19 protein-coding genes are annotated in these 22,176 nt (G+C 54.8%); 6 read left to right on the top strand and 13 right to left on the bottom strand.

Translation table 11 applies throughout. The features are described 5' to 3' along the window. Positions 1-105 precede the first annotated feature (105 nt). On the bottom strand, positions 106-1,017 hold the full coding sequence (locus AC1RSM_RS05195) for a c-type cytochrome (RefSeq protein WP_492930138.1): 912 nt from the start codon (positions 1,015-1,017) through the stop codon (positions 106-108). Beyond that, positions 1,010-2,374 carry a cytochrome c gene (locus AC1RSM_RS05190; protein ID WP_492930136.1) on the bottom strand — a complete coding sequence of 455 codons (1,365 nt, stop codon included), beginning with the start codon at positions 2,372-2,374 and terminating at the stop codon, positions 1,010-1,012. Before AC1RSM_RS05190 ends, AC1RSM_RS05195 begins: the two co-directional genes overlap by 8 nt. A gap of 753 nt (positions 2,375-3,127) precedes the next feature. Here AC1RSM_RS05190 and AC1RSM_RS05185 point away from each other — a divergent pair. From AC1RSM_RS05185 to AC1RSM_RS05170, 4 genes are all read left to right on the top strand, one after another. Next, a complete protein-coding gene (locus AC1RSM_RS05185) occupies positions 3,128-5,206 on the top strand; it encodes a serine hydrolase domain-containing protein (protein ID WP_492930134.1) in 2,079 nt (692 codons plus the stop codon). Positions 5,207-5,588: 382 nt separating this feature from the next. Next, positions 5,589-6,719: an NAD(P)/FAD-dependent oxidoreductase gene (locus AC1RSM_RS05180; protein ID WP_492930132.1), complete on the top strand. Its 1,131-nt coding sequence runs from the start codon at positions 5,589-5,591 to the stop codon at positions 6,717-6,719. Between the two features lie 35 nt (positions 6,720-6,754). After that, a complete protein-coding gene (locus AC1RSM_RS05175; RefSeq protein ID WP_492930130.1) occupies positions 6,755-7,828 on the top strand; it encodes a YkvI family membrane protein in 1,074 nt (357 codons plus the stop codon). Then, positions 7,818-8,432 (top strand): helix-turn-helix domain-containing protein, encoded by a 615-nt coding sequence (locus AC1RSM_RS05170; RefSeq protein ID WP_492930129.1) that lies wholly within the window; start codon positions 7,818-7,820, stop codon positions 8,430-8,432. Before AC1RSM_RS05175 ends, AC1RSM_RS05170 begins: the two co-directional genes overlap by 11 nt. 31 nt (positions 8,433-8,463) lie before the next feature. Here the strand turns inward: AC1RSM_RS05170 and AC1RSM_RS05165 are convergent, their stop codons facing one another. Beyond that, positions 8,464-9,831: an MFS transporter gene (locus tag AC1RSM_RS05165; RefSeq protein ID WP_492930127.1), complete on the bottom strand. Its 1,368-nt coding sequence runs from the start codon at positions 9,829-9,831 to the stop codon at positions 8,464-8,466. A 2-nt stretch (positions 9,832-9,833) separates the two neighbouring features. On the opposite strand from AC1RSM_RS05165, the gene AC1RSM_RS05160 reads away from it, so the two are divergent. Continuing rightward, positions 9,834-10,424: a TetR/AcrR family transcriptional regulator gene (locus AC1RSM_RS05160; RefSeq protein ID WP_492930125.1), complete on the top strand. Its 591-nt coding sequence runs from the start codon at positions 9,834-9,836 to the stop codon at positions 10,422-10,424. A gap of 23 nt (positions 10,425-10,447) precedes the next feature. On the opposite strand, the gene AC1RSM_RS05155 is transcribed toward AC1RSM_RS05160, so the two are convergent. From AC1RSM_RS05155 to AC1RSM_RS05135, 5 genes are all read right to left on the bottom strand, one after another. Next, complete coding sequence (locus AC1RSM_RS05155; protein ID WP_492930123.1) at positions 10,448-11,371, bottom strand: formylglycine-generating enzyme family protein; 924 nt, start codon at positions 11,369-11,371, stop codon at positions 10,448-10,450. A gap of 156 nt (positions 11,372-11,527) precedes the next feature. Beyond that, positions 11,528-12,151 carry a hypothetical protein gene (locus AC1RSM_RS05150; RefSeq protein ID WP_492930121.1) on the bottom strand — a complete coding sequence of 208 codons (624 nt, stop codon included), beginning with the start codon at positions 12,149-12,151 and terminating at the stop codon, positions 11,528-11,530. A 57-nt stretch (positions 12,152-12,208) separates the two neighbouring features. Further along, positions 12,209-12,409 (bottom strand): hypothetical protein, encoded by a 201-nt coding sequence (locus AC1RSM_RS05145; protein WP_492930119.1) that lies wholly within the window; start codon positions 12,407-12,409, stop codon positions 12,209-12,211. A 132-nt stretch (positions 12,410-12,541) separates the two neighbouring features. Continuing rightward, on the bottom strand, positions 12,542-13,909 hold the full coding sequence (locus tag AC1RSM_RS05140; RefSeq protein ID WP_492930117.1) for a TrkH family potassium uptake protein: 1,368 nt from the start codon (positions 13,907-13,909) through the stop codon (positions 12,542-12,544). 3 nt (positions 13,910-13,912) lie between these two features. Then, positions 13,913-14,566 carry a potassium channel family protein gene (locus AC1RSM_RS05135; RefSeq protein ID WP_492930115.1) on the bottom strand — a complete coding sequence of 218 codons (654 nt, stop codon included), beginning with the start codon at positions 14,564-14,566 and terminating at the stop codon, positions 13,913-13,915. A gap of 156 nt (positions 14,567-14,722) precedes the next feature. Between AC1RSM_RS05135 and AC1RSM_RS05130 the strand changes: the two genes are divergently transcribed. Further along, the gene (locus AC1RSM_RS05130; RefSeq protein WP_492930113.1) at positions 14,723-15,823 is read left to right on the top strand and encodes an alkene reductase; all 1,101 of its coding nucleotides are present in this window, start codon (positions 14,723-14,725) and stop codon (positions 15,821-15,823) included. Between the two features lie 91 nt (positions 15,824-15,914). On the opposite strand, the gene AC1RSM_RS05125 is transcribed toward AC1RSM_RS05130, so the two are convergent. The 5 genes from AC1RSM_RS05125 to imuA form a co-directional block, all read right to left on the bottom strand. After that, a complete protein-coding gene (locus tag AC1RSM_RS05125) occupies positions 15,915-16,334 on the bottom strand; it encodes a PaaI family thioesterase (protein ID WP_492930111.1) in 420 nt (139 codons plus the stop codon). Then, a complete protein-coding gene (locus AC1RSM_RS05120) occupies positions 16,331-16,792 on the bottom strand; it encodes a GatB/YqeY domain-containing protein (protein ID WP_492930109.1) in 462 nt (153 codons plus the stop codon). Before AC1RSM_RS05120 ends, AC1RSM_RS05125 begins: the two co-directional genes overlap by 4 nt. Before the next feature lie 207 nt (positions 16,793-16,999). After that, positions 17,000-20,182 (bottom strand): error-prone DNA polymerase, encoded by a 3,183-nt coding sequence (locus AC1RSM_RS05115; RefSeq protein WP_492930107.1) that lies wholly within the window; start codon positions 20,180-20,182, stop codon positions 17,000-17,002. Continuing rightward, complete coding sequence (locus AC1RSM_RS05110) at positions 20,179-21,462, bottom strand: DNA polymerase Y subunit UmuC family protein (RefSeq protein WP_492930105.1); 1,284 nt, start codon at positions 21,460-21,462, stop codon at positions 20,179-20,181. Before AC1RSM_RS05110 ends, AC1RSM_RS05115 begins: the two co-directional genes overlap by 4 nt. Next, on the bottom strand, positions 21,419-22,159 hold the full coding sequence (imuA, locus tag AC1RSM_RS05105) for a translesion DNA synthesis-associated protein ImuA (protein WP_492930103.1): 741 nt from the start codon (positions 22,157-22,159) through the stop codon (positions 21,419-21,421). The genes AC1RSM_RS05110 and imuA overlap by 44 nt, the downstream gene beginning before the upstream one ends. Positions 22,160-22,176 lie beyond the last annotated feature (17 nt).

Here is a 22,176-nt window from a genome sequence, read left to right as displayed (position 1 = left end):
TAAGGTTCCCATAAAAAAACAGCCCTTTTAAAAAGGGCTGTTTTAGTGGCTTGGGAGAGCTTGCTTACGCCCTTTCAGGCTGTCCCAAGCAGGGGCTAAGCGGCTTTAGTAGCGAGCATCCTTGGGCTTTTTACCATTGGGCCAGTCGTTGACTTTGCCTGCAAAGTCAGGCCGTGGCATATGGGTGAAATACTCCGCAATATCGACCGCATCCTGATCTTGCAACACGCCCCCTTGGCCCCACGCGCCATGGGAAGCCACACTCATCGGCATATTGTATTTAATGAAAACGGCCGCCTTATAGGTGCGGGCCATGCCAGCTCCGATATTAAAAGACTCATCGCCCCACAGTGGCGGGAACACAATATCGCCGCGTTCGTCCTTCAAGCCTTCCCCGTTCATGCCGTGGCAGCTGGCGCATTGGGCGGCATACAGCGCTTGCCCTCGTACCGTGTTGGGAACCAGGCTTTCGTCCAGTGGGCCGTCAATAGGAACCTGCACTTTTTGGCCGACCTGGACACCTTGACTCAGCCATTTCATATAGGCCAGCATGCCTTGCATTTCAGCTGAATCCACGGGCAGGGCTTTGCCGTTCATGGAGCGCATGAAGCAGCCGTTGATACGACCAGCCAGATCCACCATCTTGCCCGAGCGCGGCATGACTTTGGGGTAGCTTACAAAGCTGTTGATGTAGTGAGCGCCGCGCGGTGCTTTGCCCTGGTCGACGTGGCAGCTATTGCAGTTCATGGCCGCGCCCACATTGTCTGGCAGTAAACGACGGGTCTCGTTCAGCAGGCGCTTGCCGTACAAAATAGCTTCTGCATCGGGCTCTTTTTCAATCAGCAGGTCTGACGGGATGGTGTACTGCCCAATGACCTGTTTGCTTTCTACATCAATGATGGGATAGCTGGAGGACGTTGGCCCGGTCAAGGTGGGGCTGGCAAAGGCATACCAGCTGCCAGCGGCAAGCCCAGCTACTGCCACAGCCAGAATGGACACGGTTTTGGCTTTACTCATGGCGGGCTCCTTCGGGCAGGATATGAGGCGCTTTATTGGCAACAAACTGGCGGATATGGGCAACGTCGGTGGCTTTGACGGTAGGGGCCTTGTTGGTCCAGCTAGTGCGAATGAAATTAACTAGATCTGCCACTTCCTGGTCGCCCAGATGACGGAAAGCTGGCATGGTGAAGGTCATTTTGTCGACCTTGTTTTCAGGCATGCGCCCCCCCTCCAAAGTGACTTGAATCACCGACTGCGGGTTGTTTGCAAACACAGCAGAGTTGCCTGCCAGCGCCGGGAAGATGCGCGGCACACCCTTGCCGTCTGCGCGGTGACAGGTGACACAGTGAGCGGCATACAGCCAGGCGCCGGGCGATGTGTAATCACCCGCCAAGAGAGCGGCAGTAGTGGTATCGGTTTGATGGGGGATGTCTGGGTTACGACCTTTGACGGGGGGCAGGGACTTCAGGTACTGGACCATCGCGTTTTGATCCTGTGCGCTCATGTGCTGGGTGCTGTGTTCCACCACGTCAGTCATTGCCCCAAAAGCGGCCACTTTGTCCGTGCGGCCGGTGGCAAAGAAGTCCAGCAGCTCAGCCTCGGACCAGCTTGCCAGACCACGGCCTTCTCCGCGCAAGCTTTTGGCGCGCCAGCCATCAATGACAGCGCCAGACAGGTAATCGTCACCCTCCTTCAGGCTCAGGGCCAGTTCTTGGTAGGCCAGTCCACGCGGGGTATGACAGGCGCCGCAGTGACCCGGGCCTTGAACAAGATAGGCTCCACGGTTTTTCAGCTCATCCAGTCCTTCCTCAGCGATAAATTGTTGGTCCTTGGGGGCGAACATCCATTGCCAGAAAGCGATGGTCCAGCGCATCTGAAACAGCTTGGGCAGTGTCGGTGCGGCATTTTCTTGTTTGACCGCCGGAACCCCACGCATGAAATAGGCGTACAAGGCGTCCATGTCTTGCTCGCTCATGATGGCGTAGGAGGGGTAGGGCATGGCCGGATACAAGGCAGCCCCGTCTTTACGCACACCGTGCTGAACAGCGGTTTTGAACTCGTCCAGGCTGTAGTTGCCTATGCCTGTCGCTTTGTCCGGCGTGATATTGGTCGAATAAATGGCTCCCAGCGGAGTTTGCATGGCCAGGCCGCCTGCATACTTTTGGCCACCAGGAACGGTATGACAGGCAACACAGTCGCCTGTGCGGGAGATGTAGGCTCCCTGCTGGATCAAGGTTTCATCATCAAGATTGATTGTGTTTGCCGATGAGGAGACGATGCTGCGTTGCGACAGTATGAGCTGAGAGCCACCATAAGCGGCCCCCAGCCCAATTAGCGCAAGAATCAGAGTCTTGGACAAGGCTTTCATAGACATTACCCATAATTATTAAATAAATGTGCCAAATAACTTGATGTCACACTCAGTACGCATGGTATAGACAGCCCAAGGGGTCAAGAAACCTCTGTTCAGAGCAAATTTGATCTAAAACAAGGGTTATATACATATGCTTATAACGAGCATGAAATTGTAATCTTAAAGTGACAGTTATATGGCGGCTGAATAGACGGTTCAGGACTCAAGCGGTAGAAGGAGATCAAAGAGGCTTAGTGCTTAACGTTCGCATCTACGCACGCTTTAGGGGGACACTCATCTGTATTTTCTTGGTGAAGGTGTATTTCTGAGCTCAAGCTGATTCGCTTTTTTGCCGCTCTTGTTTGAATTAAATGTAAGTGAGAACGGGGAAGGGATACGGGCTTGAACCAGCATCTTGTTCAGCTCTAATGCCTTGTTTTATTTGATTCATAGTTCAAAGGCATTGACGTATAAGCAAATTTTGTGCCAATTATAGGCTCTTGGCTGAGATGGCAAGGCTACACAGGCTGGCGTTCTGCTTTTCAGAAGCACACACAAAAACTTGTCGTCTGTGTTATTTAGACGCATTTAGAATTATTTGGTTAAAAATACTCCATCAAGTCATCACGATGCATGGGCATGATTCGGTCTGTCTTGTGCGTCCTTAAAGCAGCGTATGCGCGTTGTCCGGGCGCGTGGAGATAGTGACGTGGACCCTGCTAAAGCGAGGTCACGCCCCTTAATCCTTGTTTGCTTTATTGCTACGGAAATCCCATGTTAACGATACGGCTGAAAAAAGCGACGCAGGCCTTGGCCCTGATTGCTCTTTGTGCCACCGCTGTGCCTGTTATGGCTGACACACAGCCTGCCACCAGTGAATCATTACAAAGCAGTCGCGCGCTGGCGGAGCTAAGCCGTCATGTTCAGGAAATGGCACGCAAAGTGGCGTTGCGCCCGAACATTACTAGCCTGCAATACGCCTTGATTGAGAACAACACCATTGTGTTGTCCGGGTATGCAGGCGAGAACGACACGCCCTTGGACCATGAGACGGTGTATGCCATTGGCTCTGTCAGCAAGATGTTTGGGGCAGCCAGCGTCATGAAGCTGGTGCAAGAGGGCAAGCTGGATCTGGATACGCCTATCTACCAGTACGTACCGAACTTTCGCATGGCGGACCCACGTTATCAGCAGATTACGGCCCGCATGCTGCTGAATCACTCCGCTGGTTTACGGGGGGATGACGTCATCAATGACTCGCTGTTCATGGGCGATAACAATATCAAGGGTTACGAGCAGTTCCTGGATACCCTGGTCCTGCAAACCTTGAATGCTGATCCCGGTGCATTTTCCGTGTACTGCAATAGTTGCTTTACCTTGGCAGAGAAGCTGGTTGAGCAGCTAAGCGGACAAAGTTTCACCGACTATATCCAGGCCTCGTTTAACGAGCCTTTGGGCATGACACATACCAGCACTCCGGTAAGCGGGCCGGGCGACAATTATGCGCGCTTGAAGTGGCCAGGCCGCGACCATGGTTTGCCGTGGATTCACTACAACGTGATTGCCTCGGGAGGTGTTAATTCCACGGCTGAAGATATGGCCAATTTTGCTCGCCTGTTCATGCAAGACGGCCCGGCTCTTTTATCCCCTCAATCGCGTGAGGCGATGCAAGCCCCGGAATACTTGCGTGGCTTATGGCCTAAGGACGTGGACGATAGCGGTAACTACGGTTTGGGTTGGGACAGCGTCAAGCTTTATCCTTTTAATGATCTGGGCATTCAGGCCTTGGCCAAAGGCGGGGATATCAGCGCCCATCATGCGATTTTGGTGGTGGTGCCCAAATTGAATATAGCTGCCGTTGTGCTGAGCGCAGGTGGAAATAGCGGCACAAATCAGTTGATGGCAACACAAATCCTGCTCAAGGCCCTGGAACTGAAAGGGTTTGACTTGTCTGCCATCAGTACAAAGTCCTTTCCGTTTGAGGCGGGCGCCTCCATGCCAACACAATTAATGCGCTATGCCGGTGTGTACGGCGATAGCGGCTCCTTGATGAAGCTTGATATTCAGGCGAATGGCGCCTTGCGTATCGAGACCGAAACGCAGGAAACGGAGCACTATCAGTACGACGGGCAGATGGGCTTTGTGGATGCCAAGCGCGCCATTCGCATTGAGTTCATGGAGGCCCCCAATGGTCATACCTATTTGTGGGATCGACGTTATGAAATGGACAAGGGTTTAGGCCAGAATGCGGAATCCGCGTACCGAGCTCAGAAACTGCAGCCAAACGTTTTGGATAAAGCGATTCAGACGGTGTGGGCACAACGCGATGGCTTGCGTTACTTTCCGCTGAAGTATCTCTATAACTCGGAGTATTACTTTGTGGACGGGCTGCCAGGGGCCAAGCTGACCTTAAGCAAGGAGCTGGCGGGTTATGTGGGAGCGTTGCGTATTCGTGATGCGTATACCGCGGCCAGTGAAGTGCAAATTCCGGGGCAGGCGGGTCGCGAAACCCAGCATGCCAGCTTTGAGCTGCATGACGGCCAGGAGTATCTGCTGCTCAACAACGATTTAATGCTCAGTGAGCAGGCTATCCCGGCTTTGTCGACAAAGACCTCTCGGGTGCAGATCGGAGCCACTGGTTTTGCACAATGGTTCATGCTGGATGAGCAGACCGCCGAGCAGATGCTGTACGTGAATTTAGCGGAAAAAAGCGCTTACGCCGTGTATGACGCAGAAGGGGCGTGTGTTCATTACAGTTTGTTGGATGGAGCCGGTCCGGTGCGTTTGCCCAAAAAGGGCAGCATTGTATTTGCCGGTTCTCCTGCGGCCGTGTTTGAACTGAATATTCATTAAGTCTTTCTTCCCAAAAGCGGCCTGTCGAGCACAGACGGGCGCTTTTTTGCCTTCTGACTTGTTCGAGTCAGAAGGTTTTTTTTCTTTTTTGACCGCAATCCTATCTGTTGCCCCCGCCGGTTTTCAAAGAGGTTTCGTGACGTTTGAATAATTTGCCGGCTGGATACGGGTTTTGGGACTGTGCTGCCCCCCTGTCTCTACCTTCTTGTCGCTATCTTTGAAAACAGGGAGAAACCATCCCTTTAGAGGCGCTAAATGACGTGGAAGCGGCTTGAAATAAGGCTCGGTTTCGCCAGAAAGTGTCCGCCTAGTAAAAACCCTCTTGGATGTTTTTCTGGGAAAGACCTACTATGGGCGCTCAATTATCGGATATGAGAATTTTATGGTGTATGACTACGTAATTGTTGGAGCCGGGATGGCGGGTGTGTCGTTGGCCTACCGTTTGCCTGAAAGCGCCCAAGTGCTGGTTCTGGAAAGAGAGTCCCATGCTGCGTATCACTCCACGGGACGTTCGGCCGCCATGTTTGTTGAAACTTACGGTACCGAGACGATCCGCGCCCTGACGGTTGCGGGTAACGATTTTTTCAGCCATCCGCCTGAAGGTTTCACGGATCACGCAATTTTGATGCCTCGGGGCGTGCTGTACATAGGTACTGCCGAGCAGCAGGATTTGCTGGACAGCCAGTATCAAGATTGGCACGGCCAAGGTCTGGATGTGAGCAGACTGACCGCCGAAGAAGCCTTGGCCATGGTTCCGTGCCTGGACCCGGCTCAGTTAGTGGGCGGCTTGTATGACTCTCAAGGTCAGGACATGGACGTACATGCGCTGCATCAAGGCTTTTTAAAAGGAGCCCAAGCCAAGGGCGTAGCGCTGCGTCTGGATACAGAAGTAGTGTCGGCGCAGTGGGACGGCGAATCTTGGGAAGTCCAACTGAGCTCCCAGCCTGAGCCCTTGCGCACTCGGGTACTGGTGAATGCGGCGGGTGCATGGGCCGACACGCTGGCTGAGCGTTGTGGTCTTAATCCTTTAGGCATTCAACCCAAGCGCCGATCTGCCTTTCTGTTTTCGCCTCCGGAAGGCGTGGACCACCGCGACTGGCCGGCTGTCATTGATATTGGCGAAGAGTTTTACTTCAAACCCGATGCGGGCATGTTGTTGGGTTCGCCGGCCAATGCGGACGATGTAGATGCCCATGATGTGGTTGCCGAGGAATTGGATGTGGCGACCGGCATTTACCGCATTGAAGAGCGCACTCAGCTTCGAATTCGTCGCCCTAGCCATACCTGGGCGGGGCTGCGCAGCTTTGCTCCCGATGGAGAACTCGTGATTGGGCCAGACGCAGACTGCCCAGGTTTTTTCTGGTTGGCGGGTCAAGGCGGTTATGGCATTCAAACAGCGGCCGGTGCGTCTTTGTTGGCGGCCAGCTTGTTGCAGCAACAGGATCTGCCGGACTCCTTGAAGGCGCTGGATATTGATCCTGCCATTGTGTCTCCCGCTCGTTTCAGAACATAAAAACAGCAGCACTTTGATCTCCCGGAGGAGAAAGCATGTCGAATATAAAAAATATCCTGGGCATAGCGATGGCTTTTGTCGGCGTGGTGGTGGGGGCCGGCTTTGCATCAGGACAAGAGATATTGCAGTTTTTCAGCAGCTTTGGGTATTGGGGGCTGTTGGGAGGGGTGGTCAGTGGTGTGTGCTTCACGATACTGGGCATGGCGGTGGGGGAGTTAAGCCAGGTCTCGGTGTCGCATTCGTTTAAAGAGGGTTTGTATTTGATTTGCGGCCCGCGCATGGGTGTGGTGGTGGATGTCTTGATCACCTTTTTCATGTACGCGATTGCCGTCGTGATGTTTGCAGGTGGCGGTTCCTTGATGGAGCAGCAATGGGGCGTGCCTGCTGAGTACGGCAGTCTTGCCGTGATGCTGGTTACGGTCCTGGTGGTGTTTTTGCGAGTGGACCGCGTGCTGGCCTTTATTGGTAGCGTCACGCCCATCCTGGTGTTGATGGTGGTGTTTTTGTGCATTTACAGCTGGAATACGCGCACCTTGCCCTTGCAAGAACTGGACGTGATTGCCCATACCAAGCCTCAAGGGGCTGGTCACTGGTTAGTCGCCGCCTTGCTCTACGTGTCTTACAACATGGTGGTGGGGGCGCCGTTTTTGATGATTGCCGGTTCGCAAGCTACCTCGCGTCGTAATGCCTTGTTGGGTGGTCTGGTGGGCGGTTTATTGCTGGGTGTGTTGATCGTGCTGATCAGTGCGGGCGTATTTGGGCGCATCGACACCATTGGTTCGGCCGCCTTGCCCATGTTGATGCTGGCCACCGAGCAGTCTCGGGTGTTAGGGACGCTGATGTCCGTGGTGATTTTCGCCATGATTCTGACGACCTCGGTAGGGGTGCTGTATTCCTTTTCGGCCCGCATCTTTACGCCTAATACGCGCAAATTCAATATTGGAACGGCCGTTGCCGGTGTGCTGGGACTGGTGGGAGCCAAGATCGGTTTCATCAATTTGGTGGGCACGGTGTACCCCTTCTTTGGCTACTTGGGCTTCGTGTTGATGGCCTGGATTCTGATTGCCTGGTTCCGTTTGCGCCGCTTACAATCCAGGAATGCTACGTAATGAACTGCTCAGCAAGGAACAGGTAGGAACGCGCCTGCGCCAAGCCCGACATAATCAAAAACAGACACTGAAGCAGGTGGCTGAAAAAACGGGCTTGGCGCTTTCTACTATTTCCAAAGCAGAACTGGGGCAGGTCACTTTAAGCTATGAAAAGTTTGTGGTGCTGGCCCGCGCCCTGAATATAGAAGTGGGCTCCCTGTTTGCCGTCCCGGATGGGGAAACTGCCCAGCCTCTACCCACTACTGAAGTGGGCATTTCCAGCCATAAATCAACCGCCACCCCAGGCTACGCCACGCGTAACTACGAATATGGCTTGTTGTTTGGCGAATTGACCGGCAAGCATATGAACCCGATTCTGGCCGTGATTGATTCACGCGATGCCAGTGAGTTCGACGACTATATCCGCCATGCCGGGCAGGAATTTGTGATTGTTCTGTCTGGCTCTATCGCCATTCAGTTTGAGAACGGCGAAACCCTGTTTCTGGAAACCCACGAGTCTGCTTATTTTGACAGCGGCATCGGGCATATCTACCTGTCTACCAGCGTAGAAGACGCTAAGGTCGTTGCCGTCTGTACCAGCGGCTTGCCGCCGGGGATTGTTTAGCCATTATTGAGTGCGGCTGGGCTAAATGTCGTCAGGCTATGGAGGCTTGCCGCAGCGAGGCGCTTGAAAGATGTTTGTATCCGCTCGCAATTGTGAGCAAGGCCGCGACGCCACCACCGACAGCAATCCAGAAACCGTTGGACGGGCCATAGGCATCCACCACCCAACCCGTCGCTGCAGAGCCAAAGGCAAAGCCAAGTAATAAGCCGGTCTGAGCGTAAGTTATGCCTTCGGTAAGCTGGGCGGAGGGCACGGTGTGTTCGATCAGGCCAAAGCCGGAAATAAAGGTGGGTGACAGGGATGCACCGGACAGAAAGTAGATAAAGGCCAAGCAGACCAGAGAGTCGGTAAATGGCAAGGGTAAGGTCATCAAGGTGGCAATCAGTGCTGCATAAAACAAGCGCTGTGTCAGCGAGCTTTTAAAACTCATTGCACCAAAAACGATGCCGACCAGAAAAGAGCCCAAGGCATTGGCAGACAGGATGTAGGTTGCGGCTCCTTTATTGGCCTGGGCCTCTGTGAGTGCCACGACAGCAACTTCGGCGGTACCCACGATGCAGCCCATGCCTGCGAACATAAGGGCAACCAGCCACACCGCGGGGTATTTCAGGATAGAGCTGCCGCTTAGGTCTGTTTTCACCGTGATTGGTGGTTCGGTCGATTTTTGTGAGGAGAGCCAAAAAGAGCCAATCGCCAGGAAGAAGGCTGAACTCAATACGCCCGCTTCGGGAAACAAGCTGATGCTTAAGCCAATGCCAAAAACCGGCCCGCAAATATAGGCGATCTCATCCACAATGGATTCAAACGAAAACGCGGTGTGCAACTGGGGTTTACCGCGAAACAGCTCGGCCCAGCGGGCACGGGACAAGGCGGCCATGCTGGGCATGACTCCGGCCAGAAGTGCGAATACAAAAAGAGTCCAGATCGGCCATGCGCGGTGGGTGGCAATTGCTAACCCCAGCAGCGCAAAAAGGGTGATCAGTGTGGCGGGTTTTAACACGGCGGCTTGGCCTTTGGTATCCACCCACTTTGAGATCCTGGGTGCAATAAGGGCATTGGCAATGGCGAACAGGGCAGAGACGGCACCTGCTAGCCAGTATTGTCCGTGTGTTTGGGACAGCATGGCGACAATGCCGATGGTCGTCATCGGGAGTGCCAGCCTGGCCAGGGTGGACGCGGCCATGAAGCTTTTGGCTCCAGGTGGATGAAAGATCTCTATGTAAGCGTTTGGCATGGTTAGTCCTTGTTGGGCGACGGTGAAGCTTGTAGCATTCAAATACGCCTCGTATGCAGTAACATACGTAGCGTATGCGAAATAATATACGCAGCGTATGTCAATGACCGATATTGACATACGCGGCGTATGGTTTTTAGGTTTAGTACGTGGAGACAGGCGCATTCATGGTGAGAAAACGCGATCAGATGATCAAAGAAACACGCCAACGATTATTGGCGGCAGGCAGACATGCGTTTGCGACAAAAGGGTATGCCGATTCTTCCATGGATGATTTCACGGCGGATGTTGGGCTAACTCGCGGCGCGCTGTATCACCACTTTGGCGATAAGAAGGGCCTGCTGGAGGCGGTGATTGCTGAGATAGATCAGGAAATGTCGGCACGCCTGCGGGTCATTGTCAGTCAGGCTGAGTCCACCTGGCAGGGCTTTATCAGTGAAAGCATTGCCTATATGGAGATGGCGATAGAACCCGAGATTCAGCGCATTGTCTTGCTGGATGGTCCGGCGGTGTTGGGTAATCCAGCACAATGGGCGAACCAGAATGCCTGCATTCAAGGCACCAAGAAATGCTTGGAGCAGTTGATGAGCGAGGGCATTATCAGGGAGATTGAAACTGAGGCGATGTCCAGGCTGTTAAGTGGCGCCACCCTGAATGCGGCCTTGTGGATTGCGGCGGCGGAACAGCCTGCTGTGGAGTTGAAAAAGGCTAAGCAGGCGTTCGTTGCGCTGGCGACGGGTTTGCTGAAGAACGCCTAGTCTGGTGATGCACTGCCCTGACTTTAGGGCTTGTCTGGCACATCATCAAAAATCGGTGGCAGGATAGTGTTTTGCGTGGCGGACACAGGGGGCGTGCCGCTGGACTTCATGGGGGCAACGCAACGGGCTGTGGCGTTTTGAAAATAAACCGTGCCTATGCTGCGACCACGTAAGCGAGCCAGCTCGGGTTTGGCTTCAATGTCCGCTTCGGATAAGGGAAAGACTGTCCCCCGGGTGGGAATAGTTGTGCGCGGTGAGGCAGTGCTATCGCTGCCCCCTTTGAAAATCCGCACATTGACTGGGTCGCGCGCCGGGTCGGAAATGACCCATTCATGCAGCCCGTTGGCCATATCTTGTATTCCCAAGGGATTGGCCGGAAAGGCTCCCGTTTCGGTTTTGTCGGATTCTTTGCCTTGCCCTGGCAGATTGCGCCCGGCTTGCCATTGGCCATTATCAGTAGCCCAGGGGAAAGCTTGTCCGCGGCTGCGAGCCGCATATTCCCATTCGGCTTCAGTTGGCAAGCGCATGTCCAGCCCACTTTGTTGACCTAACCAGGTGCAAAATGCCTGGGCTTCGTCGTAGGGCATATTGGCGGCCTGATCCCCGTCGCCCTTGACGGCTTGCCATCGTGCAGGAAGTTTGGCTTGCTTTAAAAAGCGGTCGTACAAGGCGTTGCTGGCCTCTTTTTTCATGATGGAAAAAGCGCTGACTTCTACGGGGTAGGGGGCCAGCACTTGTTGATCCGCTTGAGCCACCCATTGCACCGACAGTTCTCCATCAGGGGCGCGCATGGGCACCTGGAAATTGCCTGCGGTAAAGGAGCCGCCTTCTACCTGAATTAATTCGGGGCCGGGTTCGGGGCGCGTGGGCAGTGACCTCAACACCAGTAACAGTAAAACGCTGGCAACAATGAGGGTGGCGCTGATCCGGACGGGGGTATGACGCACTCTGGGTTCCTTGCTTCCGACCCTGCTCAGGTTCGGGGCTTGATTAATTAATTTCGCTTATATGGCCCCGTATTATTTCATGCTTGCTGATAAGACGGGCTTGTCTGAGCGCAGGGTTTACTAATTTCTATGGCGGGCCTGGTCGCCGGGAGAGGGCTATTCCGGGCTTGAAACGCGCTTTTCAGGGATGCGACGCAAGGGGATACGGACGTTTTGTCCGTCTTGAATCATCAGGCTCCAGCGATCTGGATCAAATAATAAGGGGCTGACCTCAAACACGGCAACATCGGCGACGGTGACCAGCGGATTAAGTTTATCCGGACCAGTGGTATCCATGTCCTGGGCATAGCGCCAGTCTTGGCTGGCCCGTCGATTGGGAGCAATTTTTTGGCCTGCGGGGTCCACAAGGAACAAGCGCGGCTGATGAATCCGTGGGTCCAAAGGCCGAGGCGTGCTGTTGGTGTAGTGGTAATTCACGATCACAAACAGATTGTCGTGCCGGGCAGGGCGAGCCAGATCGTCCGAGGCCAGATCTGTCTGGCTGTGCCACTGGTCAATGGCAATATACACGCGGGAACCTTGATGCTCTGGCGTGAGCAGAGTGTCGGCGTGGTTTTGAATCGGGGCAATGGGGGCGATCGGAGGGAGGGTGCGCGGGGCGCTAGGGAGCCTGGATGTGGAAAGAACCTGGTCGCTTTGACTGTTAGCGCTGACCGAATACAGTGCTAAAGCGGCTAACAGCCAAAAACGGGGCAGGGCAGCAATCATGGGCGTGAACAAAAAGCGATCGATGAGAGCCTTGGGGGCCTATTAAGTGACAGACAAAAAATAAACGGCTCATGAGCCGTTTTTTTTCACTACTTTTTTCAGATCATCCAGTTCTTTTCGCAAAGCGACAACCTCATCGCTCAGCAAGCCGATAATGGCCATCTGACTTTGATACATCTCAACCAAGGGGTGATAACTGATGCCACGGCTGGTCAGTTCCCGACACAGAGCGCTAAGACCCGTTCCAGCGCGCTTGGTTAAGGTAGCCATCTTCCTGTGATCCATAAGCCTGTGTCCCGATCTGTAGTTGTTCGATGTTTACATCCATTAACCATACCAAAAATCGATGACAATAGTGGTTTTTCTTAAAACTTCTTGTATATCTGTGGTTTAGCTACAGGCTTACCCTACTTGAAAATTACCGTCCGGATACCGTATGCGGCTGCGTTTGCGTGTGGCCAGAGAGTAAATCAGGGTCAGAGGGCCCAGGCGGCCGGCAAACATCAGCACCATAATTAGGATCTGGCTGGGGGTAGAGAGTTTGTGCGTAATGCCGTGGCTCATGCCAGTCGTGCTCAAGGCGGAGGCCGCTTCAAACAGCAGGCTGGTCAGGGGCATGTCCTCAAACAAGGTCAACAGCAGCACGCTGAGGAAGTACAAGGCGCCTGTAATCAGAAACAGGGCCAAGGCTTTTTGAACTGTTTCAGGGGCAACGGTGCGTTCCATTAGAACCACTTCCTCGCGCTGGCGGATATAGGAGCGCACGGCGGCCAACAGAACAATCAAAGTGCCGATTTTGATGCCGCTGGCGGTACTTAGCGAGCCACCACCAATCAACATCAAGACAATCAGCATCAGTTGTGTGCTGTCTCGCAGGCTGGAAATATCCATGGTGGTAAAACCGGCCGTACGGGTGGCTGCATTTTGCATCCAGGCGGCTAGTGCCTGATCGCCTACGCCCAACATGCCTAAGGTCTGCGGATTATTGAATTCCAGTGCCCATAGGCTAAGAAAACCAATCAGATTCAGGATTAGCGTGCCGAGCAGAATCATTTTGGTATAGGGCAGCAAGGTCTGCCAGCGCTTTTTCTGGCCCACATCAGCCAGCACGGTAAAGCCAATCCCGCCCAGAATAATCAGGCTGGACAAGGTCAGCACCGACACAATATCGCCGGAGATGGGAATCAGCGAATCATGAAAAAGTGAGAATCCAGCGTTGTTGAAGGCTGTGACGGCATGGAACAGGGCGCGGTACAAGGCCGTAGTCCAGGGGAAATCAATTGCCCATCGAAGAAATAGGATGGCCGCGGCGGTCAGCTCGATCAAGGCGGCAATTTTGAACACCTGCACAGCGGTGCTGCGTATGCGCGAAACACTGGTTTGGTTAAAGGCTTCCAGGGCCAAGGCCTGTTGGCTGACACTGATGCGTTTGTGCATGGTGATGGCCGCAATAACCGCAAAGGTCACAAAGCCCATGCCACCTATCTGCACCAGCAGGGCAAGCACAATCTGGCCGAAATGCGTTAAATCCGTAGCCGGGTCGATCACGGCCAGGCCGGTCACCGTCACCGCAGAGGTCGCCATGAACAGGGCCTCGAAAAAGCCCAGTCTTTGATCAGCGGCTTGTGGCAGGCTTAACAAGACAGCGCCTAGCACAATCAAGGCCAGAAAACCCAAGGCCAGCACCAAGGGCGGGCTGGCGCTCAGGGTCCGGGAATGAGGGGGGACCTCAAGGCGGCGGATAACACTATTGGGCAGCCAGTTGCGCATACATCAAACCAATTTGGGGGCGGCGGTACGTAATGCTTGCAGTTGTCCCAGCAGGATCAACAGGTCTTTGGCATGCAAGGCGTAGTCAGGAGCGGGTTGAATGGTGGTTTGGCCACGGCGCTTGATCAGCAGGACCTGCACTTCGTCCATTTGCTCGCGCAATACATCTTTGATGGTTTGGCCGTTCATATTGTCGCTGGCAGTCACTTCAACCACATAATCGCCGTTGCCCAGGCTGATGTAGTCGTTGACCATGGGGTAGCTCAGCATTTGGGCTACCCGTATGCCCATTTCTTCTTCAGGGTGAATAATGCGATTCACGCCAATTTTGGCCAGGATCAAATGCTGGGCGTGGGAAATGGCTTTGGCCCAAATAGTGGGTACCCCAAAACTTTTCAAATGCACCACGCAAACCAGACAAGCTTCAATATCAGCTCCAATTGCAACCAGAACTACGTCATAATTGTCCAGCCCCAGTTCTTCCAGGGCTTGGCGATCAGTGACGTCGGCAATGACCGCACGGTTTAATTGGTCCGCATATTTGTTGACCAATTTGGGATTGGTATCCACTCCAAGTACGGAGTGTCCCATTTTCATGAGTTCCAGGGCGCAGGCCGATCCGAAGCGGCCTAGTCCTATGACGGCAAACTGTGCCATAGCTTATTTGATCCGTTTGATGCTTGAAACAATTTCAAGCCAAATTAAGCGTTGATGGTATAAAGACATATCTGGTAAAAACCCTTATCGGGTATTCCCTTGGGCGCGTGTCGTTAGGGCCCCGGCGGAAACATCAATAGTGGACAGTGTAAAACAATGGTTAGTTTGTTTGATCCGATCAAACTGGGTGATATTGAGCTCATGAACCGCATCATCATGGCGCCTATGACACGTGCGCGCGCCTCGGAGGGCCGTATGCCCAATGATTTGATGCGTATGTACTATTGTCAGCGTGCCAGTGCGGGGCTGATTGTAGCCGAAGCCACCTCGGTATCGCCGCAAGGTGTGGGCTATGCGCACACGCCGGGCATTTGGAGTAGCGCACAGGTAGACGCCTGGCGCACCATCACGCAAGCCGTGCATGCTCGGGGCGGTCGTATTGTCCTGCAACTGTGGCATGTGGGCCGGGTGTCTGACCCGGAATTTTTGAATGGTCAAATGCCCGTGGCGCCCAGCGCTATTGCCTGTGAAGGCACGGTCAGCCATTTAAGCCCAGAACGTGAGTTTGTGGTGCCACGGGCTTTGCGCAGCGAAGAAATTGCAGACATTGTGGATGATTTTGCTGTCGCCGCCCAAAACGCTTTGAGCGCGGGTTTTGATGGGGTAGAGATTCACGGCGCGAATGGGTATTTGATCGATCAGTTCCTGCACGACGGCTCCAATACGCGTACCGATAATTACGGTGGCTCTATTGAAAATCGCTCCCGCTTCCTGTTGGAAATTGTGGATGCCTGTGTTGCGATTTGGGGCGCAGGCCGCGTAGGTGTGCATTTGTCCCCTCGTGGCGGTCTGCATGGCATGAAGGATTCTGATCCGGCTCGTTTGTTCTCTTATGTGGCTTGTGAACTGGATCGACGTGACATCGCTTTCTTGTTTTTGCGTGAAAGCCCGGCTTCAGACAGCTTGTTGCCCATGATTAAATGCCAGTTTGGCGGTGCGATTATCGCCAATGAGCATTTTGATTTGCCTACGGCACAGACCACTTTATCCAAAGGCATGGCAGATGCCGTGTCGTTCGGTAAGGCTTTTTTGTCTAATCCGGATTTACCCCTGCGCCTGCAGTTACGCGCTCCCTTGAACAGCTGGGATTGCAATTCGTTTTATACGCAGGGCCCTAAGGGATATACAGACTATCCTTTCCTGAAGTCCAATCCTGAATCGGACCAGCCGGTAGGCGAAGATCTACAAACGCATTAAGACTTGGATGTCGCCAGAGTGGCGATTCGCAGGCATCAAAAAAGCCCGTTCAAAACGGGCTTTTTTGATGCCTGTTTGTGGGGCACAGTACTTAGCTGCCACGCACAATCCGGAAGGTGGCTGCCGCTTTAACCAATAAGCGGTCTTTTTCGTCGTAGCCACCGCCTTCGCAATAGGCAGTATCGCCTTCCAGGTGCAGGCAGGAAGCTTTGAACCAGACATTACCGCGTGCTGGCAGCAGGAACTGAGTGTTCATGTCTATCGTTGCCATGCCGGAGCCGGGGCGCTTTGCCCGTGCAGCCGCGCTCAGGGTGAAGTCCAGGATGGCCATCAAGGTGCCACCATGGACGTCGGCCCGGGAGTTGGCATTGCAGGCTTGCCAAGGCAGGAAGGTGACGACCTCCTGCTCGGAACTGCTGACTGTTTGCAGGCCCAGGTGCTGCATCAAAGGGATATGGGTGCCGAAAAAATCCTGTTTGGGCTGCGCCAGTTCGGCCTGCAAATGCTTCATGGGTTCAGTTTTTGTTTCACTTGAGCGGAGACTTGGGACATATCGGCACGACCGGCCAGCTTGGTTTTGACCAAGCCCATCACTTTACCCATCAAAGCCGGGCCTTGAGCGCCGTCTGCCTGAGCCTGGGCAATGGCCTCTGCAATCACTGCATCCACTTCTGCGCTATCGGCTTGCTGGGGCAGGTATTCCTGCAAAATCACCAATTCGGATTTTTCTTTTTCCGCGCTTTCAGTGCGGCCAGCCGATTCAAAAGCCTGAATAGATTCGCGGCGTTGTTTGACCTGTTTTTCGATGATGCTGGTTACGTCGGCATCGCCCATCTCGATACGTTCGTCCACTTCGCGTTGTTTGATCGCAGCTTGCAGAAAACGCAAGGTTTCCAGACGGCCGCTATCGCGAGCGCGCATTGCCGTTTTGATATCTTCAGCTAAACGGATTTTGAGTGTTTGACTCATGGTGGTTCCTGGTTGAACGGGCAAAGCGCTAGTTTAACGCAGGGGCGCGGCGGGGAAAATCTCGCTTGGGTATTTTTGCGACCTTGCCAAACGCGTGTGGAGGATAAAGGCGTATCCCGGCGTATTTTCCCAAGGTGCCAGGCTGGAGGGCTGATGCCGCTAGACTGGCTTGAAGGCTGCCTGATACAGGCCACGAGAGGGCTTGTTTCATTGGAAATCCCGGCTACGCGCCATCAAGTCGCCAATCAGGTGGTTCATATTCACTAAACGGCGTGCAATCAGGTGGCAGACAGCCCCATCGCGTTGCCAAACACCGTAGACCCCCATCAAACGTGATTGCAGCAGGGCATTGGACTGCTCCTGTGCCAGCTCCTCGCGCACAATCACATTCACGCTGCCGGTCTCATCTTCTAAGGTTACAAAAACGGTTCCTTTGGCGGTTCCGGGGCGTTGGCGGGTTGTGACCAGACCACAGGCGCGTGCTAGCCGTCGATCGGGGCAGTGTTGATTGAGGAGCTCCGCATTTGAAAAACGCATGGGTTCCAGATGCTTGCGCAGCAGGGCCAGGGGGTGGCGTGTCAGGCTCAAACCTAGGGACTGATAGTCGCTCAGTACCTCCACCCCGACGCTGGCTCGCGGTAAGTCTGGCGTAGCATCCGGTGATTCAGCGTGACTGAGCAGGCCCGGCTGGCTGGGGCGGCGTGCGTCCCACACGCTGTCACGGCGCTGGCCGTAGGCACTGCGTAATGCATGGGCTTGCGCCAAGGCTTGCTGGTCATGGGCCGACAAAGCCAGTTCCTGCCGCAAGCAGGCCAGATCCAGTGTTTGCTGAGGGTGGGCCTGGCGGTAATTCACGATAGCCTGCGCACCGAGCAGACTGAGTCCTTTGACCATATGCAAACCCAAGCGTACCCGGCGCTGCCCGCCTGCCTCTGTACACACATGGCTATCAAACAGGCTGTGTTGCACATCAACGGGCAGTACTTGAACGCCGTGGCGACGGGCATCCTGGACTAATTGGCTGGGGCCATAAAAGCCCATGGGCTGGGAGTTCAGTAAAGCGGCCAGAAAGTGATCGGGATAACGCGCTTTCAGGTAGGCGCTAAACCAGGCCAGCTTGGCAAAACTGGCCGAATGACTTTCTGGAAAACCATATTCCCCGAAACCACTGATCTGATCGAACAGGCGCTGGGCAAATTCGGGGGCATAACCTTTTTCAGCCATGCCATCCAGGAGCTCTTGCTCAAAGGGCCCCAAGCCTCCCCGACGCCGCCAGGCAGCCATGGCACGGCGTAAGGCATCGGCCTTGTCCGCTGAAAAGCCCGCGGCCTCCATGGCCAGCTCCATTGCTTGTTCCTGAAAAATAGGCACACCCAAGGTTCGTTCCAGCACATGGCGGATTTCTGGGGCGGGGTAATCCACTTTGCTACGGTCGCGGCGGCGCTCCAGATACGGGTGCACCATGCCGCCTTGAATAGGACCGGGACGCACAATGGCAACTTGCACCACCAGATCATAAAAACAATGGGGCCGCAGGCGAGGCAGCATGCTCATCTGGGCGCGGGACTCGATCTGGAAAACGCCCAAGGTGTCAGCCCGCCGTATCATGCGAAAAGTCTTGGCGCTGTGACGCGGAATGTCCTGCAAGCGAAAAGCTTTGCCTTTTTCTTGACTGATACTGTCCAGGCAGCGTCGCAAAGCACTCAACATACCCAAGGCCAGAATATCGACTTTCAGCAGGCCTAAGACATCCAGGTCGTCTTTATCCCATTGCACGACACTACGCCCTGGCATGGCGGCATTTTGTATGGGGACCAGCCGGTGCAAAGGCGTTTGGGAGATCACAAACCCGCCCGGATGCTGAGACAAGTGACGCGGGAACCCCATTAGCTGACGGGTCAAGGACAGCCACTGGTGGGCTTGTTCAGGCGGACATTCAGGAAAACGGGAGAACACGTCCTCCTGAATGCGGGTGTCTTTCAGCCAGGCCCGGTCGCATTGAATCAAGGCTTCGATCAAGGCTGGCGGAATAGCCAGCGCCTTGCCTGTGTCACGCAAGGCGCTGCGCCGCCGGTAGGTCGTGATGACGGCAGTTAAGGCCGCCCGATGCCGCCCATATTTTCGATAGATATACTGGATGACCTCTTCACGGCGCTGGTGTTCGAAGTCCACATCAATATCTGGTGGCTCGGCCCGAGCCCGGCTGATGAAACGGGCAAAGAGGGTGTGGCTGCTGGCTGGGTCAACTTCAGTAATCCCCAGGCAATAGCACACGGCGGAGTTGGCGGCCGACCCACGGCCTTGGCACAAAATCCCCTGGCTGCGAGCATAGCCAACGATATCGTGCAGGGTTAGAAAATACGATTCGTAGCCCAGATCCTCGATCAAAGAGAGTTCTTCATGCAGACGCGTTCGGACGTGTTCGCTGACCCCTTGAGGATAGCGTCGCTGGGCACCCCGTTCGGTTTCCTGCCGCAGATGTTCAATTCCGCTAAGACCGGGGGGCACGATTTCGACCGGGTATTCGTAGCGGATCTCGCTTAAGGAGAACTGGCATTGCTGCTGAATGTGATCGGTCGTCTCACGAAGCTCTGCGGGGTACAGATTGGCTAATTGCAGGCGGCTGCGCAGGTGATGTTCAGCATTGCCTGCCAAGGCCCAGCCACAGTCTTGCACAGGAGTTTTAAGCCGAATGGCAGCCAGGGTGTCGTGCAAAGGCTGGCGTGAGCGCACATGCATATGTACGCCTCCCAAAGCGGCGCAGCGTACCGCGCACTCTTGAGCCACCAAGCGCACGGTGCGCAAGTGTTGGGTGTCTTGATCGCGTCGGTGCAGGCTGATGCCTAAAAATAAACGATCGGCAAACAGGCTGAGCAGGTTTTGTGTCTGCGCGTGGATCTGGGGGCTATCAAGCCCGTAAGCGGGTTTGTAAATAAGCAGGCAGTCCGGCAAGACCTGGTTTTCTTTCCCTTGGCCAGCTTGCCGCAACAAGGACCAGTCAATCGAGGCCTCGTGTTTTAAATCCAGTGATTGATGCAGGTGGGAAATGAACTGGCACAGATTCCCATAGCCTTCCTTGTTGCGAGGCAGAATTAAAAGCTCGTGGGTGATGCTGTCGTCAGAATGGCCGGTGCTGGAGGCGCGCCGATCCCAAGCCCCGGTAAATCGGAAGCGGCTACCGACTAAAAAACGAATTTCAGGATGAAGCTTGGCTTGGGCATAGGCGCGGACCACGCCGGCCATAGAAGCGTAATCACAGAGGGCCAGGGCTTTATAGCCTAGCTCTACCGCGCGGCTGACCAGCTCTTCGGGATGCGAAGCTCCATTCAAAAAGCTGTAATTGGACAGGCAGTCCAGCTCCGAGTATTGCAGGTCTACGATGGAGCTCATCCAAAGACTCCGTGCAGATACCAGGCCTGTTCCTGACTTAAATCCCGGTACACCCAATAGAGTTTGCCTTGTGGGCATAAGGCAATGAAGTAGTCCCGCTGCTGATGGCCGTCACCACTCCACCAGCCGGTTTGTACCCGTTCCGGGCCTTGAACCAGTCGTAAGCGTTGATGGTTGAGACAAGGAGACTGGCGGTCATGTTCAAGAGGCTGGGCCTGATCCAACATCCAGCAAGGACGTTGCAAAGGAGGGGCTTGGACAGGGCGGGGGCGATCCGTTTGCACCGGCAACCATTGGTTGGCCTGCTCGGGCAGATAGCTGGCTTGTGCCGCAGGCGTCAGAATTTGTTCCAGGCCCAGCCTGGCTTGCAAGCGCTCCAGTAGTTGCTGGTCTTGCTCTTGCCAATGCCGTGCATCGGGAAACAGGCTGCTGGCATGGGTCTGGCGCGGGTGCAATTGCAGAGCCTGCAACTGCAGGCTTTGTACGGCTGCGTGTAGTTGCAACGGTTGAAAATGTTCCTCCCACACGGGCAGGAAATCTTGGCTGCGCCAGCAAGAACGAGCCATTTGCAGTTCTAACAATGTGCTGCGGGGATGGTCTTTGTACCTTTCCGTGTGCAGTACCAGTTCCAGCCGTCCGCAGGCCAGTTGATATTGATTCAGCCAGAGCTCCAACTGCTTCAATACACGGGTCAAGGCACGTAATACAGTGGGTTTGCTATTGGAAGGCGAGTCCAATTCGATGCGGCGCGTAAATTGAGGGGCGCTGTGCACCCACTCCAGGGTCCAGCTTTGTACGCCATAGGCCTGATCCAACTGCAGTAAGAGGGGGCGCAGCCCACGTTGGGCCAAGCCGTCGCGTGGTAATTGATGCAATTGGCCCAAGGTGTGGCAGCCCAGATTGTGCAGCCATTGCAATTGGTCCACCGGGGGCGCCAAAAGATGGAGGGGCAAGGGGTTCAGGCAGGCACGCAAGCGGCGCAGGCAGCGGCGTTGCTTCTGCGTGGACAAGGCCAGCAAGCAGGCGGCGCGGGCCGTCGGGGCCAATGCCAGACAGGGTTCGGGGATCAGGTCTTGCAGTGTCGTCCGAATTTGTCGGTACAAAGCACGTACGCCACCAAACAGCCGGATGCTGGCGCTCAGGCTCAAGACCCATAAATCGGCTTGAACTTTCGCCAACTGAGGGCTGTAACGCAGCAACAGAGCCTGAATGGCGTCCTGCTGCTCAGCGCTGGCCTCAGGCGTAATGAGGCTCTGGGGTAGCCGCAGGCACAGGTACATGAGAGGGGGCCGCGGCAGGCGGGATCAAGGTGTTGTGTAAGGCTAAAGCAATGCTGTCCATGCAAGGCGGCCCGCGTCGTTTGCGTATATGCACATCCAGCCATGCTTGGCCCTGGCTGTCTTGCCGGGGCTGTAATTCCAGACGTAAAAGCGCGGGGCTATTGGTTTGACTATGAGCGGGACGCAGACAAAAAAACAGGCTGTCGCTATGGCTGGCCAGCAATTGCAACTGGCGCAAGGAGGCCAAGGGAACATGGGCAGGCAACCAGGTCAGTACGGCAGCACAATGGCCATGACGCAGCGCCTGGGCACTAGCCCATAAGGTGTCGTTCAAATGCTGGCTGCGTATCCACAGCAGGCGGGCAGGCAAGTCCGCCTCGGGGGGCTGCGACGCTTGCTTAAGGTTGGCTGGAGTGCCTCGCCAACGCTGCTGTACGGGTTGATAGGGTGGAGCGATCAGCACACGCATACGCTCTGCCTGCAGGGTGCTTAAGGCAGGCATTAATAAGGACAGGGCACTACTGTCTATAGGGGCATGCAGTTCGATCAAGCTGCCGAGTGGCCAGCCACCGCCCGGCAACTGGGCATCCAGGGCATCAAAACCGCTGGGCAAGCAGGAGCCTGCGGCATGCGCATAATGTTTGCCTGTCCACAAGGAAGGGTGAAGATCTAAGAGTGAACGAAGTGAGTTCGCCATGCTGTTGCTCCTGATTG

Source organism: Alcaligenes sp. GW821-FHT11D07 (assembly GCF_058808495.1).
The sequence above is the reverse complement of the archived record's forward strand: the minus strand, read 5'-3'. Positions and strand labels throughout refer to the sequence as shown.

Bases quoted from the DNA above. Each gene is read 5' to 3' on its own strand.
- AC1RSM_RS05195 (WP_492930138.1), bottom strand. From the start codon at position 1,017: ATGAGTAAAGCCAAAACCGTGTCCATTCTGGCTGTGGCAGTAGCTGGG.
- AC1RSM_RS05190 (WP_492930136.1), bottom strand. From the start codon at position 2,374: ATGTCTATGAAAGCCTTGTCCAAGACTCTGATTCTTGCGCTAATTGGG.
- AC1RSM_RS05185 (WP_492930134.1), top strand. From the start codon at position 3,128: ATGTTAACGATACGGCTGAAAAAAGCGACGCAGGCCTTGGCCCTGATT.
- AC1RSM_RS05180 (WP_492930132.1), top strand. From the start codon at position 5,589: ATGGTGTATGACTACGTAATTGTTGGAGCCGGGATGGCGGGTGTGTCG.
- AC1RSM_RS05175 (WP_492930130.1), top strand. From the start codon at position 6,755: ATGTCGAATATAAAAAATATCCTGGGCATAGCGATGGCTTTTGTCGGC.
- AC1RSM_RS05170 (WP_492930129.1), top strand. From the start codon at position 7,818: ATGCTACGTAATGAACTGCTCAGCAAGGAACAGGTAGGAACGCGCCTG.
- AC1RSM_RS05165 (WP_492930127.1), bottom strand. From the start codon at position 9,831: ATGCGCCTGTCTCCACGTACTAAACCTAAAAACCATACGCCGCGTATG.
- AC1RSM_RS05160 (WP_492930125.1), top strand. From the start codon at position 9,834: ATGGTGAGAAAACGCGATCAGATGATCAAAGAAACACGCCAACGATTA.
- AC1RSM_RS05145 (WP_492930119.1), bottom strand. From the start codon at position 12,409: ATGGCTACCTTAACCAAGCGCGCTGGAACGGGTCTTAGCGCTCTGTGT.
- AC1RSM_RS05140 (WP_492930117.1), bottom strand. From the start codon at position 13,909: ATGCGCAACTGGCTGCCCAATAGTGTTATCCGCCGCCTTGAGGTCCCC.
- AC1RSM_RS05135 (WP_492930115.1), bottom strand. From the start codon at position 14,566: ATGGCACAGTTTGCCGTCATAGGACTAGGCCGCTTCGGATCGGCCTGC.
- AC1RSM_RS05130 (WP_492930113.1), top strand. From the start codon at position 14,723: ATGGTTAGTTTGTTTGATCCGATCAAACTGGGTGATATTGAGCTCATG.
- AC1RSM_RS05125 (WP_492930111.1), bottom strand. From the start codon at position 16,334: ATGAAGCATTTGCAGGCCGAACTGGCGCAGCCCAAACAGGATTTTTTC.
- AC1RSM_RS05120 (WP_492930109.1), bottom strand. From the start codon at position 16,792: ATGAGTCAAACACTCAAAATCCGTTTAGCTGAAGATATCAAAACGGCA.
- AC1RSM_RS05115 (WP_492930107.1), bottom strand. From the start codon at position 20,182: ATGAGCTCCATCGTAGACCTGCAATACTCGGAGCTGGACTGCCTGTCC.
- AC1RSM_RS05110 (WP_492930105.1), bottom strand. From the start codon at position 21,462: ATGTACCTGTGCCTGCGGCTACCCCAGAGCCTCATTACGCCTGAGGCC.
- imuA (WP_492930103.1), bottom strand. From the start codon at position 22,159: ATGGCGAACTCACTTCGTTCACTCTTAGATCTTCACCCTTCCTTGTGG.